We start from the raw sequence: 15,421 nt of genomic DNA, 5'->3' as shown, positions 1-15,421 counted from the left end.
TCACACAGTAATGATAATGGGTTATCATTATCATCTTCTGGCAGCCACCCCATCCGGCAATGGCCTGCCCCGACCCGTCAAACCGATCGCCGATAAAGGAATTCTTGCCCATGTCCGTCCGTCCTCACCAACCCACTCCCCTCGCGCTGGCCATCATGCTGGCCTTTGCCGCCCCTGCCAGCGCCGTGGCGCAGCAAGCGACAACCTTGCCCGCCGTGACCGTCTCGGCCAGTGCCCTGGCCCTGGGCAGCGACGACATGAGCACGCCCGTCACCGTGCTCGAAGGCGAGGAACTGGTGCGCGCCCGCGAAGCGACCCTGGGCGAAACCCTGGCCGGCCAGCCCGGCATCACGTCCAGCCATTTCGGCGCCGGCGCCAGCCGTCCCATCATCCGCGGCATGGATGGCCCGCGCGTGAAAGTGCTGTCCGATGGCGCGGAAGTGCAGGACGCGTCGACCATCAGCCCCGATCATGCCGTCGCGGCCGAACCGATGCTGTCGGAACAGATCGAAGTCTTGCGCGGCCCGTCCGCGCTGGCCTACGGCGGCGGCGCCGTCGGCGGCGTGGTCAACGTGATCGACAAGAAAATCCCCACGCGCGTGCCGGCGAAAGGTTTTGAAGGCAGCGCGGAAGTGCGCGCCAACTCGGCCGCGCGCGAAAAGGCGGGCGCCTTTGAAGTGACTGGCGGCTCCGGCAACATCGCCTTCCACGCGGAAGGCGTCAAGCGCGACGCGAAGGAATACAAGGTCGGCAGCGGCTGGGAAGGCGGCTCGAAAGTAGGCGGCAGCTACAACAAGACGGACACGGGCAGCGTGGGCGTGTCGTGGGTGGGACAGCGCGGCTTCCTGGGCCTGGCCTTCACGAGCCAGCATGCGGAATACGGCTTGCCTGGCCACAACCACGAATTCGAAAGCTGCCACCCGCACGGCACGCATCTGCACTGCGGCGGCCACGAAGGCCACGGCCATGGCGATGAAGAGGAACACGACCACGATCACGATCACGAGCATGAAAGCGTGCCGTACGTGAAGCTGAAGAGCGAGCGCTGGGACGTGCGCGGCGAATTGCGCGATCCCGTGCCCGGCTTCGCCAAGCTGCGCCTGCGCGCTTCGTTCACCGATTACAAGCATGATGAAATCGAAGGCACGGAAATCGCCACCACCTTCAAGAACAAGGGCCACGACGCACGCCTGGAAATGGAACACCATCCCGTCTTCGGCTGGCGCGGCGTGGTCGGCCTGCAAACGTCGAAGCGCGATTTCTCCGCCCTGGGCGAGGAAGCGTACGTGGCGCCGACGGTAACGAAGAAGCACGCGGCCTTCCTGGTCGAGGAATACAAGCTCGACCAATGGCGCTTCGAAGCGGGCTTGCGCCACGAATGGCAAGACATCACCGTCGACAGCGCCACCCTGCAAGACCGCAGCGCCAAGGGCACGTCGATCTCGCTGGGTGCCGTGTGGAAATTCGCGCCGCAGTATTCGCTCGGTTCGACCATTTCCCGCACGCACCGCCTGCCCAGCGCCGAGGAACTGTATGCGCACGGCGTGCACATGGCCACGGCCACGTATGAGCTGGGCAATCAAAACCTGGGCAAGGAAACGTCGAACAATATCGATTTGACCTTGCGCAAATATGCGGGCGCCACGACCTTCTCGGCCAGCGCCTACCGCAACAAGGTGGATAATTACATCTTCGGCTCCACCCTGGACAGCCACGAAGGCTTCCAGCTGATCCAGTACGCGCAGCGCGACGCAACCTTCACGGGCGTGGAAGGCCAGATCCGCCAGCAATTGAACCCCATGTTCGGCGCCAGCGTGTTCGGCGACTACGTGCGGGCCAAGCTGGCCGACGGCGGCGGCAACTTGCCACGCATCCCGGCCCAGCGCGTCGGCGTGAAGGTCGACGCCAACTGGCAGGCATGGAGCGGCGTGGCCGAGTTCTACCGCGTGGGCAAGCAGGATAAAGTGGCAGCGTTCGAAACGGCCACGCCGGGCTACAACATGCTGAACCTGTCCGCCAACTACGACACGCGCATCGGCACGACGCCGGCCCAGTTCTACATCAAGGCGAACAACCTGACGAATGAACTGGCGTACAGCCACACCTCGTTCATCAAGAATGCGGCGCCGTTGACGGGGCGCAACTTGATGGTCGGCATGCGTATCACCTTTTAATGTTTGACTAGACAGCAACTGCTGGGGTCAGACCCGTCCGGGGGAATTTTTTCCAATGGGGAAAATTCCACTCCCGAAGGGACTGACCCCGGATTTCCGCTGAGTATGCATCGCATTATTCCGTCGCTCCGATCAGATCGATCCTGTCCGTACAAAACCCGTCCACACCCCAGGCCAGCAGCTCGCTGGCCCGTTCCGGGGTGTTGACGGTGTAGCAAAACAATCCCAATCCCTCTTCCTTGACTGCCAGCGCCTGCGCGCGCGTCAGCTGCTGGTGGTCGCAATGCAGCGCCACCACGCCCAGTTTGCGGGTCGTCCGCGCCCAGCCATCCGGTATCTGTTCGACCAGCCAGCCGCGCGCCAGTTCCGGGGCCGCCTGGCGCGCCGCCTCCAGCACCGCAATGCTGAACGACGACAACAGCGGCAATAATTCCCCTGCAGCAATTTCCTGCGAAAAATGATCGCGCGTGGCCAGCGCCACGGTCTTGCCCGTGGGTACGTCGAAGCCGGGCGCCGGCTTGATTTCGATATTCATCCAGATGCGCTGCGCCTTGCAATAGTTCACGACGGCATCGAAGGTGGGCACGCCTTCGCCCGCGAAAGCGGGGCCGAACCAGGCGCCCGCCTCCATCGCGCCCAGCTGCGCGGCCGTGTAATCGTTGATATGCCCGCGACCGGCCACGGTGCGGCCCAGCTCGGGGTCGTGCACGACGACGGGCACGCCGTCGGACGCCAGCATGACGTCGAATTCCACGGCGCGGTAGCCGTAGGCCAGGCCGCAGCGCAGGGCGGCCAAGGTATTTTCAGGCGCCAGGGTGCCGCCGCCGCGGTGCGCCAGGGTGCGTGGATAAGGCCACATGATGCTTCCTTTATAGCAATTCCATGGATACAGACTGTCTTGCCATACTATTGCGTGCCTGCCCTGAAAAGTAAAGCGGCCCCGTTTGGCGATCCTCCGCCGCGAATGGCGGCGCGCCAGCCCCGTTTCGTCGCAGCACGGTTGCGCCCAGGCTTGCGCTGGCACACAATGCCCCATCGCTACCAGCAGACACCACCATGAAAACCGACGCTCCATCCGCCGCTGCGCCAGCAGCCAAGGCCAGGTCTCCGTACTACCGCATGCTGCCCGACGCGCGCTATGCGCTGGCGCTGAACGTGATTTGCGCGCTGGTCATTACCTTCATCCTCAATCCGGGCAGCCATTTCGGGCAAAACCTGATCGCCTCGATGTGCATCGGCACGATTGCCTTCCTGCTCATCGACGGCATGCGCCTGACCCTGTGGGGCGAAGGCCAGCGGCCCAAATTCCTGCCCTTCATGCTCATCATCCTGATTTCCGTGCCCGTGGCGCAAATGCTGGGCCTGACCCTGTTCAGCTGGCTGACGGGCGTGGACGTGGGCGGCTTCGAAAACCTGCTGCCCACGCAGATGATGGGCACGCTCGTATTCACCCTGCTGGCCACGGGCGGCGCCGTGCTGTTTTTCTCCAGCCGCGAAAAAATTGCCCGCCTGCAAATGGAAGCCGCCCAGGAAAAGGCCCGCGCCGAATCCGTGGCGCGCCAGGCTATGCAAGCCCAGCTGCAGCTGCTGCAGGCGCAGATCGAGCCGCACATGCTGTTCAACACCCTGGCCAACCTGCAAGGCCTGATCAGCTTTGACCCGGAGCGCGCCCAGTTGCTGCTCGACCAGCTGATCCAGTATCTGCGCGCCACCCTCTCTTCCTCGCGTGCCGGGTCCACCACCCTGGAGCAGGAATTTTCCCTGATGCAAGCCTACCTGGGCCTGATGTCGATACGCATGGGTGCGCGCCTGCGCTTTACGCTGGACTTGCCCGACACTTTGCGCCAGATCAAGGTGCCCCCCATGCTGCTGCAACCGCTGGTGGAAAACGCCATCCAGCACGGCCTGGAGCCGAAGATAGAAGGCGGACACATCCACGTGCAGGCATCCACGGACGCTGGCGTGCTGCTGCTCACCGTCAGCGACGATGGCCTGGGCCTCGACCATCCGAGCCAGACCAAGGGTACCCACCTGGGCGTGGCGAATATCCGCGAACGCCTGCGCGGCATGCACGGCGACGCCGCCAGCCTGTCGCTGACCGCCAACCATCCGGCAGGCGCGACCGCCCGCCTGACACTTCCCCTTCCACCCACCATCACGAGCCACCTCGCATGAGTCCACATACCCCACGCGCGCCGCGCGCCCTGATCGCCGAAGACGAACCCATCCTCGCCGCCGCCCTCGCGCACGCCTTGCAACGGCTGTGGCCGGAGCTCGACATCGTTGCCACTTGCCCCAACGGCGTGGAAGCCTTGCGGCAAGGCCTGGCGCTGCAACCCGACATACTCTTTCTCGACATCAAGATGCCGGGCAAGACGGGCCTGGAAGCGGCCGAGGAACTGGCGGAACAGTGGCCGGACGGCGTGCCTTTCCCCCACATCGTGTTTGTCACCGCCTACGACGAATATGCGCTGGCCGCCTTCGAACACGCGGCCGCCGATTACGTCTTAAAACCCGTCAACGATGCGCGCCTGGGCAAGACGGTGGAACGCCTGCAGCAACGCTTGCGCGACAGCGCTGGCGGCAACGGCAACGCTACAGCTACGGCAAGCCCAACGCCAGCGACCGCGCCAGCCGCCACGGCAGCGTCGACAGCCGAATCCGCCAGCGACGGCAACATGGCCCGCCTGCTGAGCCAGTTGCAAGCCATGCTGCCGCCCGCGCCGCGCCTGCAAATGATACGTGCCGCCGTCGGCAACAGCGTGCGCATGATCGCCCTGGCCGATGTCGTGTATTTCGAAGCGCTGGACAAATACATCAACGTCGTGTGCCAGGACAGCGAAGCGCTGATACGCACGAGCCTGAAAGAGTTGCTGCCCCAGCTGGACCCGCAACAATTCTGGCAAATCCACCGGGGCACCATCGTCAACGCCAGCGCCATCGCCACGGCCGTGCGCGACGAGGCCGGCAAGCTGTCGCTGACCCTGCGCCAGCATCCGGCGCAGCTGCGCGTCAGCCCTCTATATGCCCATTTGTTCCGCCAGATGTAAAACCGTTAATGCAGCTGGTGCTTCAAGTCCGACAATTCATCATGCACCTTGAGCACAGCGCTCTTCATTTCCGGCGTCACGCTGGCCGCCGTGCCGCATGCCCGCTTGGCGCGGTCGCCCAGCGATTCCATCTGGTCGACGGCTTGCCGGATGCGCGCATCGTCTTGCGTGTCGATGGCTTGCCGCACGGCGTTCTTTTGCTGATCCAGCTGATTGATGCAATCCTTCAAGTCCATCGGCATGCCCTGCTGCTTGCCGCACAGCTGGGCCGCCTGGCCGATCGCATGTTCAATGGCGCCAAAGCGCCGTGCCACTTCCTTTACTTGCATCATGATGATCTCCTGTTCGCGTGGTGTCCGGGGTTGGATCACCAGACTGGCGCAGGGTTCCCCGCCAGCCGCCATGGCGTTGAAATTTCCATATGGCACTTTTTTGTAAGCACTGGTGACATTTTAGATAATTATCAAATCCTTCAGATACATTGGCGTACCTGAACCACCATGCCCTCCATGACCTCGCCAACTACCCTGCGCCGCCGCGCTCCCAGCCTGCTGCTGATCGTCCTGTTGCACCTTGGCTTTGCGTATATCGTCTTGCAGTCGCGGCCCCGCGCCGTCATGGACGAACACTTGCCGCAGGGTCCGGCCATCGCCTGGCTGCGCCACACGCTCCCGGCGCCGCCCAAGCCGGTCCCCGTACCGTTGCCCGACGCAAAACCGGCCGCCGCACGCCCGCCGCGCCAGCCCATGCCGGCGCCCGTCAGCCGCCCCTTGCCCGTTCCCGCCGCCGAACAGGCGCCGGCGCCGGCAATGCCGGAAGCGATCACGCTCGCCGCGCCGCCCAGCGCGGCCGACATCCTGGCGCAAGCCAAGCGCGACGTGGGCAAGATCGACAAGGAGCTGCGCAAGGAATTCCCGCAACGGGGTGGGGAGAAATTCGACGACACGGGCTTCAAGCGCATGCAACAGGGATTTGCCGAGGCCTACGCGGCCGTGCCGCCGAAATGGTATGAAGCATCAAGGATCGAGGAGATCGGCGCAAACGAGGCCAAAGGCAGCCGCACCTATAAAATCACCAGCGCGCTGGGCACCTTGTGCGTGACCACGCGCGCGGGCAAGCAGGGGGAAACGATGATCGGCAACTGCCCCAAATAGCCGGATCAGCCCACCGCTTCGCGCGCCCCCAATGGTTGCAAATGGCGCAGGCGCAAGGCGATCAGCACGCCGCCGCCCAGGCACAGGCCCAGCATGACGACCACGCCCGTCCAGCCGTCGAAGCCCCACATCATGCCCGAGGCGGACCCGATCAGGCTGGAACCCAGGTAATAGAACAGCAAATAAAAGGCCGAGGCCAGCGCCTGCGGCGCGCGGGCGCGGCGGCTGACCCAGCTGCTGGCGATCGAGTGCGAGGCAAAGAAGCCGAAGGTGGCCAGCGCCATGCCGATGACGATCAGCGGCAGCGAGTCGAACAGGGTCAATACAATGCCGGACAGCATCACCGACAGCATGATCCACAGCACGCCCCGGCGCCCCAGGCGGTCCACCAGGCGGCCCGCCCAGACGGAACTGAAGATGCCGATCAGGTACAAAAAGGCCAGCAAGCCGACCGTGCTCTGGCGCAAGCCGAAGGGCGCGGCCAGCAGGCGGTAGCCGATGTAGTTATACAGGCTGACGAAACAGCCCATCAGCACGAAGGCCAGGCAGAACAGCCACGGCAAGCCCTTATCCGAAAAATGCTGCTTGATGGCATGCGGCAAGGCATTCCAGCCCTTGGTGCTGGGCACGAAGTTCTTCGACGCGGGCAGGCTGCGCCAGAATTCCGCCGCCGCCAGCACGCCGGCCACGCCCAGCACGCCCAGGGCCCAGCGCCACGACAGGAAATCGCTGAGCATGGACGCCACCAGCCGCCCCGACATGCCGCCAAACGCGCTGCCGGCGATATACAGTCCCATCGACAGGCCCAGCGACGGCCCTTCGATTTCCTCGCCCAGGTAAGCCATGGCCACGGCCGGCATGCCGCCCAGGGCCACGCCCAGCGCGGCGCGGATCGCCAGCAACTGCGCATAATCCTGCGCGAACGCAGACAAAATGGTCAATATTGCGGCGGAAAACATCGACGCCACCATCAGCGGCTTGCGGCCCACCCGGTCCGACACGGCGCTCAGCAGCACCAGCGAGATGGCCAGCAAGCCGCTCGACACGGACAGGGACCAGCTGCTTTGCGCCGGCGTCAGATGAAACTGGTGCGACAGCAGCGGGAACAGGGGCTGGATGCAGTACAGCAAGCTGAAAGTGGAAAAGCCGCCGAAGAACAGCGCGCGGTTGCTGCGCTTGAATTCGATGGAACCCTTGGCGATGGCCGTGCGGGGAGCGGGAGCGGCAGGCGAAAGCGCCGGAGTGGCGGCGGAGGCAAAGGCAAGCGATGAATCAGACATGGCCGTGTTCGTGAAAGAAGCGAGTCTTCATCTTAGGATTGCCAACTCATATCGTCCAATATATATTTAAGGCCCAACTCATACTTTAAAACGATTACTGGACGAATATGGAACTGCGTCACCTGCGTTATTTTGTCGCCGTCGCCGAGGAGTTGCACTTCACGCGCGCGGCCGAGCGCCTGCACATCGGCCAGCCGCCGCTGAGCCAGCAAATCCAGGCGCTGGAAGCGGAATTGGGCGCGCAGTTGTTCGAGCGCAACAAGCGCTCCGTACGGCTGACGCAGGCGGGCACGCTGTTCCTCGACGATGCGCGGCGCATCCTGGCCCTGTCGGAGCAGGCGGCCGTGACGGCACGCCGGGCGCAGCGGGGCGAAGCGGGCGAATTGCGCATCGGTTTTACCTTTTCCACGCCATTCACGCCGTATTTCGCCACCGTCATCAACCGCTACCGCCAGCTCTTTCCGCACGTCACATTGACCCTGCACGAGATGGCGACATTGCATCAACTGGAAGCGATCTCGGGGCGGACCATGGACCTGGGCTTCGTGCGCCCGCCGGAAACGACGTATCCCTCCGATATCAAGCTGACGCAACTGCGCCAGGACCCGCTGTTCCTCGTGCTGCCCGTCGCCCACGCGCTGGCGGCCAAGGAGGCCATCGCGATTGCCGACATGGCGGGCGAAGGTTTTGTCATGTATCCCAAGGATGCGGGCACGGGGATTTATCCGCAGATCTTTCGCCTGTGCAAGGCGGCCGGCTTCGTGCCCCAAGTGGCGCAGGAAGCGGGCGAGGCGTCGACCATCATCGGTCTGGTGGCGGCCGGCTGCGGCATTTCCGTGCTGCCCGCCTCGTTCGACCGCATCCGCATGGATGGCGTGTGCTACCGCCCCATCGACGACCCGCAGGCGACGACCAGTCTGTTATTGGCGCAAAGGGAAGAAGAAACGTCGCCGCTGGTGGCGGCATTCGTGAAACTGGCCGAGGAAGCGGCGCTGGAAGGGGGAGCGTAGGCCGGCAGGCGCCGGCCCACGTACTGCATTACGAGTAGTCGGCGTCCAGCTCCGAACCTGCATAGTTTTCCAGATCCTCGAACAGGCTCTTCATGCTGGCCCGCGTGAGGATCTTATGCACGACGGTGCAGCTGCGGCGGTACGAAGCTATGCGGTCGAGCAACACCGGGTGATGCTGCACGGGCACCTTGGCCACCAGGGCGGCCCAGCCTTCCTCGAAGTCGGGCTTGTTCTTGCGCACGGAACGCACGAAGCGTTCAAACTCCTTCTGCCCCGTGCGCGCGATGACGCGCCCGCCGCCTTCGATGGCGAAGATGATGGCCAGGGCGATGACGCCCTCGGCATTCAAGTCGCTGTCGCTGACGGGGCCATTGTCGTGGTGGCGGCGCAGCCAGCTGGCCAGACGCACCACGGCTTGCACTTCCTTGCGCTGTTGCAACTGCAACGCATACTTTTCATAGCCGGCCCAGTTCTGGTTCGGGTCGGCCTGGCAAATATCGATGAACAGCTCGCGCAGGCGCCGCTGCAGGTAGACGGGGTCCTGGTCGTATTCACCCACGAGGGCGTCTTCCGGCAGCTGCGACAATTCCTTGATCAGGCGAAAGCCCACCTGGAACGCGTGCTCGGCGCCGTGCTCGACGAGGAAATCGAGCGCGGCCTGGTCGCCTTCATGCGTGACGGCCTGCTCCAGGCCCAAGGACACGCCGCCCACCGTCAGGTACAGCGCTTTCTGGATGCCGTCGGCCGTGCGTTCATTCGTGAACTTCTCGGCCACCATGGCCGTGATGCCCGTCAATTCATCGGCCAGGTTCAGGGCCGCGTCTTCGCGCGGGTCGCCCGGCAACAGTTTGATGGCGCGCACCAGGCGCGGAAGATTCTCTACTACAATTGCTGGCAGCATTAGACGTTCCCTGCTTTCATCAAGAGAAAATGCCCGTGCCCAGGCTGCGGCGCGTGCTGGAACGCGGCGCGCTGCGCGTGCTCGGCACTTGCTTGCGCAGGCGGTACAGCAATTCCTTGGTACTGCGCTGCAACATGGTCGGCTCTTCGTCCGGGTCGTCCGAGTATTCCGCGTCGGCCAGGTCGGCGCTGTGGCGGAAGTCGGGGAACAGTTCGAACAACGAGCGGTCCCAGCCGTCTTCATTCGCTTGCGCCAGCTCGATGGCCAGCGGTACGACGTCGTTGTCGGACGAGGTCACGCCCGTCACGTACGGACCCTTGATGACGATCTCGCCCGCCACTTCGAGGATTTCCTTCGGCGCCATCGAGAACAGGATGGCAAACGCCGTGGCGCCCCAGTCGGTGGCGGACGCTTCGAGCAGCAGCTCGCGGCGGCGCTCGGCGTCGTCGGTGGAAAACACGACGCCGTGGATGTGCGCGAACAGGGCTTCGGCGATGCGTTCCGGATCATCCTCGATCTGGTCGTCGCTCCAGGTAGCGGCGATGAAGGCCAGGCTGTCGGCCCAAGCTTTCGGCGGCACCAGCAAGGTCGCCAGCGACATCTTGCCGCCGTCGAAACCGGCCAGGTGCAGGGCCGTCACTTGCGGCGGGATGGCATTCAACACTTCCACCACGGCAAGATCGCCGTACTGGTCGGCCGCGTCGGCAAACGCCTGCTCGGCGTGGCCCAGCGAACCGGACAGCACCAATTCCGTGACTTGTTTCGTCAGCGCGGGAAGATTGCTCTTTTGATCCGCATTTTGCTTGTCATTATCGGCCATGGTCATCTCCATCCTGGTCAAACATCTGGGCGAAATCGTCGGTCGCTTCGTCTTCATCGTGCTCATCGTCGCCGTCGTCATTGGCGGCCAGCTGGTCCAGCGACTGGTCGTCGTCGTCCCACAGGCGGGGATTCTTGTGCAGGAAGGCCGTGATGATGGCCTGGCGCGCCAGGTCGGGGAAGCTTTCCTCGATGGCGGCGTACATCTTGGCCGCTTCCGGCGCGGCGCACGCGGCCATGGAAAACACGCGGGCCGTATCGCCGAATTCGTAGTCTTCGCTTTCGGCCAGCAAGCCCTTCGGGTCGCTGAAGGTGATGTGGTCGACCAGCGCGAAGGCCAGCATGTTCACGTCTTCGATGCCGCCGCCGCTCGCGTATTCGCCCACCAGCGCGTCGACCATGCTTTTATAGTTCTTGCGGTTCGGCGGGTCGCCGAGGATGCCTTCGATCTGGCCTTCCAGCTCGCGCGACTGGTACGCGAATTCAGGGTGTACTCTTCTCATGCTGTGCTTTCCAATGTGATGCGCGGCGCTGGATGAACAGCGCCGTTGTTGTTGTTTTTCAAGTAATTCTGGCCGGCTGATGCGGGCCGCATCGATTTAATCGGCAGGTAATACTGTACCGTGGAGGCGGAACACGCCGCACCACAGGGCATAGGCTTCCGCTTCCGGATCGATGATGATGCGGTGGTTCACGCTCTGGTCGTATTCGGCGCGCTTGGCCGGGTCGGCCAGGATCTCATACGCCTTGGTGACGCTCTTGAAGCGCGCCTCGGCGCCGGGGGCCTGGTTGCGGTCGGGGTGGAAGCGCATGGCCAGCGAACGGTAAACCTTCTTGATTTCATCGTCGCTGGCATTGGGCGCGACACCGAGGACGTTATATAAATTTTCCATAAAAGGCTCCGGGGTCACGTTTTTCTACTAATTAAAGGCGAATTATCCTATAGAACGGCGTCCGCGTCGCTTGCATGCCGGGAAATGGGGGCAAATACGTGCTTATAAAGCGCTTGCGGTACGGTAAAATGCTTTTTACTGTCACTCTTCCGCATTGATCAATGAGCAACGATAAACCGAATAACGCCGCGCCGGCGCTGGCGCCCAATTTCTTGCGTAACATCATCGAAGCCGACCTGGCTGCCGGCGCCCATGTGCGTCCCGGCCTGCCCCAGGTGATCACGCGTTTCCCGCCGGAGCCGAACGGCTACCTGCACGTGGGCCACGCCAAGTCGATCTGCGTCAACTTCGGCCTGGCGCGCGATTACGCCGGCCAGTGCAACCTGCGTTTCGACGACACCAATCCGGCGAAGGAAGAGCAGGAATACGTCGACACCATCATGGACAGCGTGAAATGGCTGGGCTTTGACTGGGAACCGAAGCAGGCCGATGGCCAGAGCCACCTGCACTATGCGAGCGACTATTTCGACCAGCTGTACGCGATGGCCGAGTACCTGATCACAGCCGGCTTTGCCTATGTCGACAGCCAGAGCGCCGAAGACATGGCCGCCAACCGGGGCAATTTCGGCCAGGCGGGCAAGAATTCGCCCTTCCGCGACCGTCCGCGCGACGAATCGCTGGCCCTGTTCCGCGCCATGAAGGCGGGCCAATTCAAGGATGGCGAACACATTCTGCGCGCGAAGATGAGCGAAGATGCCATGAGTTCGCCGAACATGAACTTGCGCGACCCGGCCATCTACCGCATCCGCCATGCGCACCACCACCGCACGGGCGACGCCTGGTGCATCTATCCGATGTACGACTACACGCACCCGATCTCGGACGCGCTGGAAAACATCACGCATTCGATCTGCACCCTGGAATTCCAGGACCACCGCCCATTCTACGACTGGCTGCTGGAAACCCTGGCCGCCGGCGGCTTCTTCCAGCAACCGGTGCCGCACCAGTTCGAATTCTCGCGCCTGAACCTGACCTACATCGTCACCAGCAAGCGCAAGCTGCGCCAACTGGTGGAAGAAAAAATCGTCGACGGCTGGGACGACCCGCGCATGCCGACCCTGGTGGGCATGCGCCGCCGCGGCTACACGCCGGAAGCGATTCAACTGATGTGCGAACGCACGGGCGTGACGAAATCCGACGGCTGGATCGACTACAGCGTGCTCGAAGGCTGTTTGCGCGAAGACCTGGACCCGAAGGCGCCCCGCTCGGTAGCCGTGCTGCGTCCGTTGAAACTGATCATCGACAATTTCCCTGAAAACGACAGCGTGGAATGCACGGCGCCCGTGCACCCGCACTTCCCGGAGCGCGGCTTGCGCACCTTCCCCATCTCGCGCGAGCTGTGGATCGAGGAAGACGACTTCATGGAAGTGCCGAACAAGGGCTATTTCCGCCTGTATCCGCCGATCGACGACAAGCCGGGCAGCAAGGTGCGCCTGCGCTACGGCTACGTCATCGAGTGCACGGGCTTTGACAAGGATGAAAACGGCAAGGTCATCGCCGTGCATTGCACCTACTTCCCGGACAGCAAGTCGGGCACGGAAGGCAGCGCCAACTACAAGGTCAAGGGCAATATGCACTGGGTCAGCGCGCCGACGGCCATTCCCGCCGAAGTGCGCCTGTACGACCGCCTGTTTACGGACCCGCAGCCGGACGCGGGCGGCAAGGACTTCAAGCTGGCCCTGAACCCGCTGGCCAAGGAAGTGGTGCAAGCGTGGCTGGAACCGGGCGCGGAACTGGCCCAGCCAGAACAGCGCTTCCAGTTCGAGCGCCACGGCTATTTTGCGGCCGACCGGGTCGACAGCCAGCCGGGCAAGCCCGTCTTCAACCGCATCGTCACCCTGAAAGACAGCTGGCAGCCCGCCAAATAAGGGCTGGACGGCACACGAAAAAAACCGCTGCGGCGGTTTTTTTTCGTTTCAAAGAGAAATATTGCCTGTTGACTATATTCACGATAGTTTTGTATATTAGGCAGCTATTGAGCAATTTGCAATTTCGATAGTCCTTGTGCAACTGAGTACAGCCACCACCACACAGGCGGCACCCGATTCCTCTTCCTGATGCGGATGGCGATGTCTTCTACTGCCGGCGAACACCCCTTAGCTGCTGAAAAAAGACCGCTGTGGCTGTTCGGCTTTGTCGTGTCGACGATGGTGGGCCTGCTGTTCTACATGGCCGCTTCGCTGTCGATCGAAAGCGATGCCAGCGAACAATTCAACAATCTGGCGCGCAACACCCAGAAAAACATCGAATCGCGCACCAAGTCGTATGCCAACCTGCTGCGCGGCACGGCCAGCCTGTTCCAGGCCAACGAACACGTGAGCCGCGAGCAATTCCACCGCTACGTGGCCAACATCGCCCTGCAACAGAACTATCCGGGCGTGATGAATCTCAATTACAGCCAGGAACTCGACGAGACGCAGCGCCCCGCTTATGAAGCGGCCATGCGGCGCGACTATCCGCCCGGGCGCGACGGCTATCCGGCGTTTGCCATCCACCCGCCCGGCCCGCGCGCCCAGTATTCCGTGCTCGTATACATCGAGCCGATCGCCAGCGCCCCGGAAAAGTATGGCTACGACATCGCCTCGCGCCCGCAGATCGCCGAAGCGCTGGCGCAGTCGCGCGATTCCGGCCACATCAGCAATTCCGGCGTGCCCGTGCCGATGGACGGCCGTCCCCAGTTGACGGGCATGGCCATGCGCCTGCCCGTGTACCGCTTCGGCATGCCCGTCGATACGGTGGAGCAGAGGCGCGCGGCATACCAGGGTTCCGTCGGCATCGGCTACGACCTGGTGACGATGATGCGCAGCGCGCTGGCCGACATGCCGGTACGCAACGTCCGCCTGACCCTGTTCGATATCGGTCCGCAGGCGCTGCAACAGCGGGACGTGCCGCTGCAATTGCCGCACGACATGCGCCCCATCTTCGACAGTACGGCGGCGGGCATGCATGCGCCATGGTGGCAGCCCGGCAGTTCGGGCCGCTACCTGAGCAGCACGCTGCTGATCGAGCACAATGGCCGCGCCTGGCAAGCGCTGTTCAGCGTGCGCAAGAGCGACCTGTATTCGCGCTTCGACGCCTTCCTGCCGTGGCTGGCCCTGCTGATCGGCTTTGCCAGCACCATGCTGCTGTATGTACTGTTCCATACCCTGGCGTCGTCGCGCCGGCGCGCCATCCAGATGGCGACGGGCATGACGGAGGAATTGCGCGCCAGCCAGATCCGATTGCAACTGTCGCACCAGAAACTGCGCCGCCTGGCCGCGCACGCCGACCAGATCAAGGAAGAAGAGCGCAAGCGCATCGCGCGCGAAATTCACGACGACCTGGGACAGAATCTGCTGGTCCTGCGCATCGACGCCGACATGCTGGCCTCGCGCACGCAGCGCCGCCACCCGCGCCTGAACGCCCGCGCCCGTTCGACCCTGGAACAGATCGACGCCACCATCAAGAGTGTGCGGCAGATCATCAACGACTTGCGCCCTACCGTGCTGGACCTGGGCGTGAATGCGGCCGTCGAATGGCAGGTGGCGCAATTTCGCCAGCGCACGGGCATCGCCTGCGAAGTGAGCGAAAGCCATGACGACATTTGCCTCAGCGACCAATGCGCGACGGCCCTGTTCCGCATCCTGCAAGAGTCGCTCAGCAATATTTCCCAGCATGCGAATGCCAGCCGCGTGCAGGTCAAGCTGGAAAAATGCCGCGATACGGTGTCGATGAGCGTCAGCGACAACGGCGTGGGCGCGGCCATCGACGGGCGCAACAAGCTCGGTTCGTTTGGCCTGGTGGGGATAGAGGAACGCATCAAGTTGCTAGGTGGCACTTTTTACATCGAAAGCAGCCCCGGCGCCGGCATGAGCGTGCACGTCAGCGTGCCGCTGGGCGCGGACGCCACCGCGTTTCCCTACGAGGAAGAAAGCCGGGCCAGCGGCTGACAGGCGCGCCCCCGCATGAATCAAGCTCAGCTTGCATATTTCGTAATAAGATGCAATATTGATGTAGAACAACTTAGCGCCTGCCTGCCATGGGCAAGGCATTCCTCGACTACTTGCCAGGAGTACACACCCGCCGCTTTCCCTTGTTTCA

The 15,421-nt window shown here is 63.2% G+C and carries 14 protein-coding genes; 7 read left to right on the top strand and 7 right to left on the bottom strand.

The window, feature by feature from the left end; all coding sequences use genetic code 11:
• Positions 1-110: 110 nt before the first annotated feature.
• Positions 111-2,174 carry a TonB-dependent receptor domain-containing protein gene (locus tag NCG91_RS12230; protein ID WP_251349889.1) on the top strand — a complete coding sequence of 688 codons (2,064 nt, stop codon included), beginning with the start codon at positions 111-113 and terminating at the stop codon, positions 2,172-2,174.
• 115 nt (positions 2,175-2,289) lie between these two features.
• On the opposite strand, the gene ugpQ is transcribed toward NCG91_RS12230, so the two are convergent.
• Positions 2,290-3,033: a glycerophosphodiester phosphodiesterase gene (ugpQ, locus tag NCG91_RS12225; RefSeq protein ID WP_251349888.1), complete on the bottom strand. Its 744-nt coding sequence runs from the start codon at positions 3,031-3,033 to the stop codon at positions 2,290-2,292.
• Between the two features lie 197 nt (positions 3,034-3,230).
• On the opposite strand from ugpQ, the gene NCG91_RS12220 reads away from it, so the two are divergent.
• Positions 3,231-4,349, top strand: coding sequence for a sensor histidine kinase (locus NCG91_RS12220; RefSeq protein ID WP_251349887.1), 1,119 nt, complete (start codon positions 3,231-3,233; stop codon positions 4,347-4,349).
• Entirely contained in the window at positions 4,346-5,224 is an 879-nt protein-coding gene (locus NCG91_RS12215) for a LytR/AlgR family response regulator transcription factor (protein ID WP_251349886.1), read from the top strand. Before NCG91_RS12220 ends, NCG91_RS12215 begins: the two co-directional genes overlap by 4 nt.
• Before the next feature lie 5 nt (positions 5,225-5,229).
• On the opposite strand, the gene NCG91_RS12210 is transcribed toward NCG91_RS12215, so the two are convergent.
• Complete coding sequence (locus NCG91_RS12210; protein ID WP_070257487.1) at positions 5,230-5,556, bottom strand: hypothetical protein; 327 nt, start codon at positions 5,554-5,556, stop codon at positions 5,230-5,232.
• Between the two features lie 177 nt (positions 5,557-5,733).
• Between NCG91_RS12210 and NCG91_RS28020 the strand changes: the two genes are divergently transcribed.
• Positions 5,734-6,378 carry a hypothetical protein gene (locus NCG91_RS28020; protein WP_285817119.1) on the top strand — a complete coding sequence of 215 codons (645 nt, stop codon included), beginning with the start codon at positions 5,734-5,736 and terminating at the stop codon, positions 6,376-6,378.
• Between the two features lie 5 nt (positions 6,379-6,383).
• Here NCG91_RS28020 and NCG91_RS12200 read toward each other — a convergent pair whose 3' ends face one another.
• Positions 6,384-7,658, bottom strand: coding sequence for an MFS transporter (locus NCG91_RS12200; RefSeq protein ID WP_251349885.1), 1,275 nt, complete (start codon positions 7,656-7,658; stop codon positions 6,384-6,386).
• A gap of 107 nt (positions 7,659-7,765) precedes the next feature.
• Between NCG91_RS12200 and NCG91_RS12195 the strand changes: the two genes are divergently transcribed.
• Positions 7,766-8,668: a LysR family transcriptional regulator gene (locus NCG91_RS12195; protein ID WP_077400521.1), complete on the top strand. Its 903-nt coding sequence runs from the start codon at positions 7,766-7,768 to the stop codon at positions 8,666-8,668.
• Between the two features lie 28 nt (positions 8,669-8,696).
• Here NCG91_RS12195 and NCG91_RS12190 read toward each other — a convergent pair whose 3' ends face one another.
• The 4 genes from NCG91_RS12190 to NCG91_RS12175 all read right to left on the bottom strand — a co-directional run bounded on the left by NCG91_RS12190 (position 8,697) and on the right by NCG91_RS12175 (position 11,281).
• Positions 8,697-9,569 (bottom strand): hypothetical protein, encoded by an 873-nt coding sequence (locus NCG91_RS12190; RefSeq protein ID WP_251349884.1) that lies wholly within the window; start codon positions 9,567-9,569, stop codon positions 8,697-8,699.
• Positions 9,570-9,588: 19 nt separating this feature from the next.
• The gene (locus NCG91_RS12185) at positions 9,589-10,389 is read right to left on the bottom strand and encodes a hypothetical protein (protein WP_034781755.1); all 801 of its coding nucleotides are present in this window, start codon (positions 10,387-10,389) and stop codon (positions 9,589-9,591) included.
• Positions 10,379-10,891 (bottom strand): hypothetical protein, encoded by a 513-nt coding sequence (locus NCG91_RS12180; protein WP_034781751.1) that lies wholly within the window; start codon positions 10,889-10,891, stop codon positions 10,379-10,381. The genes NCG91_RS12185 and NCG91_RS12180 overlap by 11 nt, the downstream gene beginning before the upstream one ends.
• A 96-nt stretch (positions 10,892-10,987) precedes the next feature.
• The gene (locus tag NCG91_RS12175) at positions 10,988-11,281 is read right to left on the bottom strand and encodes a DnaJ domain-containing protein (RefSeq protein ID WP_010395442.1); all 294 of its coding nucleotides are present in this window, start codon (positions 11,279-11,281) and stop codon (positions 10,988-10,990) included.
• A gap of 161 nt (positions 11,282-11,442) precedes the next feature.
• On the opposite strand from NCG91_RS12175, the gene NCG91_RS12170 reads away from it, so the two are divergent.
• Both NCG91_RS12170 and NCG91_RS12165 read left to right on the top strand, forming a co-directional pair.
• A complete protein-coding gene (locus tag NCG91_RS12170) occupies positions 11,443-13,209 on the top strand; it encodes a glutamine--tRNA ligase/YqeY domain fusion protein (protein WP_251349883.1) in 1,767 nt (588 codons plus the stop codon).
• A 201-nt stretch (positions 13,210-13,410) separates the two neighbouring features.
• Complete coding sequence (locus NCG91_RS12165; protein WP_251349882.1) at positions 13,411-15,270, top strand: CHASE domain-containing protein; 1,860 nt, start codon at positions 13,411-13,413, stop codon at positions 15,268-15,270.
• Positions 15,271-15,421 lie beyond the last annotated feature (151 nt).

The organism is Janthinobacterium kumbetense (assembly GCF_023703445.1).
GTDB classification, from domain to species: Bacteria; Pseudomonadota; Gammaproteobacteria; order Burkholderiales; family Burkholderiaceae_D; genus Janthinobacterium; species Janthinobacterium kumbetense.
This window is presented reverse-complemented; position numbering and strand designations above follow the sequence as displayed.

Coding starts and splice junctions, on each gene's coding strand:
- NCG91_RS12210 (WP_070257487.1), bottom strand. CDS start 5,556: ATGATGCAAGTAAAGGAAGTGGCACGGCGCTTTGGCGCCATTGAACAT.
- NCG91_RS12170 (WP_251349883.1), top strand. CDS start 11,443: ATGAGCAACGATAAACCGAATAACGCCGCGCCGGCGCTGGCGCCCAAT.
- NCG91_RS12180 (WP_034781751.1), bottom strand. CDS start 10,891: ATGAGAAGAGTACACCCTGAATTCGCGTACCAGTCGCGCGAGCTGGAA.
- NCG91_RS12195 (WP_077400521.1), top strand. CDS start 7,766: ATGGAACTGCGTCACCTGCGTTATTTTGTCGCCGTCGCCGAGGAGTTG.
- ugpQ (WP_251349888.1), bottom strand. CDS start 3,033: ATGTGGCCTTATCCACGCACCCTGGCGCACCGCGGCGGCGGCACCCTG.
- NCG91_RS28020 (WP_285817119.1), top strand. CDS start 5,734: ATGACCTCGCCAACTACCCTGCGCCGCCGCGCTCCCAGCCTGCTGCTG.
- NCG91_RS12215 (WP_251349886.1), top strand. CDS start 4,346: ATGAGTCCACATACCCCACGCGCGCCGCGCGCCCTGATCGCCGAAGAC.
- NCG91_RS12165 (WP_251349882.1), top strand. CDS start 13,411: ATGTCTTCTACTGCCGGCGAACACCCCTTAGCTGCTGAAAAAAGACCG.
- NCG91_RS12230 (WP_251349889.1), top strand. CDS start 111: ATGTCCGTCCGTCCTCACCAACCCACTCCCCTCGCGCTGGCCATCATG.
- NCG91_RS12220 (WP_251349887.1), top strand. CDS start 3,231: ATGAAAACCGACGCTCCATCCGCCGCTGCGCCAGCAGCCAAGGCCAGG.
- NCG91_RS12175 (WP_010395442.1), bottom strand. CDS start 11,281: ATGGAAAATTTATATAACGTCCTCGGTGTCGCGCCCAATGCCAGCGAC.
- NCG91_RS12185 (WP_034781755.1), bottom strand. CDS start 10,389: ATGGCCGATAATGACAAGCAAAATGCGGATCAAAAGAGCAATCTTCCC.
- NCG91_RS12190 (WP_251349884.1), bottom strand. CDS start 9,569: ATGCTGCCAGCAATTGTAGTAGAGAATCTTCCGCGCCTGGTGCGCGCC.
- NCG91_RS12200 (WP_251349885.1), bottom strand. CDS start 7,658: ATGTCTGATTCATCGCTTGCCTTTGCCTCCGCCGCCACTCCGGCGCTT.